At 46.1% G+C, this 1149-nt stretch carries 2 pseudogenes; both read right to left on the bottom strand.

Annotated features, from left to right (window positions below):
* Positions 1-188 (bottom strand): annotated as a pseudogene (locus CIK04_RS28155) (YccF domain-containing protein); the annotation flags it as partial.
* 137 nt (positions 189-325) lie between these two features.
* A pseudogene (locus tag CIK04_RS28150) lies at positions 326-1149 on the bottom strand (LTA synthase family protein); the annotation flags it as partial.

Here is a 1149-nt window from a genome sequence, read left to right as displayed (position 1 = left end):
GGTCAGTTCGTCGCGATAGACCGCCTCTGAACCAAAAGGAAAGAAGGAGAAATTACCGATGACGAAACACGCTCTTCCCCACGGATCCCGATGATACTGATAAAGGCCAAAATGCCAAAAAACCACCAAGCAAGCCCCATAAAAACGCCGCCAAACAAAAACCAAATAATATTTCCGAGAGTTCGCATATGTGTTCCTAAACCCAGTGAAATGAAGCGTTGAGTATCCATAGACTAGATTAATCTGAGATGAACGAGAAGCGCGTAAGCCAAATAAAAACGCGATAAAACAAAGGGGCCGTTTCAGGCCCCTAGTATGTTCTCGGTTAATAATCCGATTTGTACCAATTGTATTTGTACGCCATCGAACCAAATAGCGCATTGGCTTTGGCTTTATCGAGCGACTCTTGGCTGACCTCTTTTGGTGTTAAGCTCTTGTCTTCAAAGTTGTAGTGATAAGACGACACTTTTTCACCTGGAGAGAACACCACCAAGCTGTCACGCGTTAAATAACCGTAGTTTTGTCAAAGTCTGACATCATTGCGCGTTCATCTTCGCGAGCCAAAGGCTTGGTTAAGTCGCGGCCGATCATTGGCGATGTTGCATCAATGCCGATCAGCGACAGCAGCGTCGGAGGCATATCGATGTTGTTCGCTAGGCGATCATCTTTTCGTGGTTCAATACCTTTGCCCAAAWTCACTGACCGGAATATGGAAGCGATCGACAGGCACCAGTTGCGAACCAAACACTCGGGCATCATGGTCTGCAATGACGATGAAAATGGTATTTTCCCAGTAATCGGACTGCTTGGCTTTGTCGAAGAAGGTTCCTAGCGCGTAATCAGAGTATTTGACGGTATTATTGCGCGTGTTGAACTCACTCTCATATGGCTCAATTTTGCCCGCTGGATACTCAAATGGGCTGTGATTGCTGGAGGTAAAGACGAGGACTCGAAAAACGGTTTTCCCTCTTGTTAAGACGGGTAAATTCTTCATCCGCTTTGTTGTACAAGTCTTCGTCACCTCACACCCCAAGAACCGGTGAACTCCGGATTTTGGTATTGTGGCTCATCGACAATTTGCTCGAAGCCGTTGACCAAGGAAAAAGCTCTTCATGTTGTCAAAGTGCGCTTCACCACCGTAAATAAACT

The sequence above is a fragment of the Vibrio sp. 03_296 genome, assembly GCF_002265885.1.
Note: the sequence above shows the minus strand (reverse complement) of the source record. Positions and strands in the feature narration are given on the sequence as shown.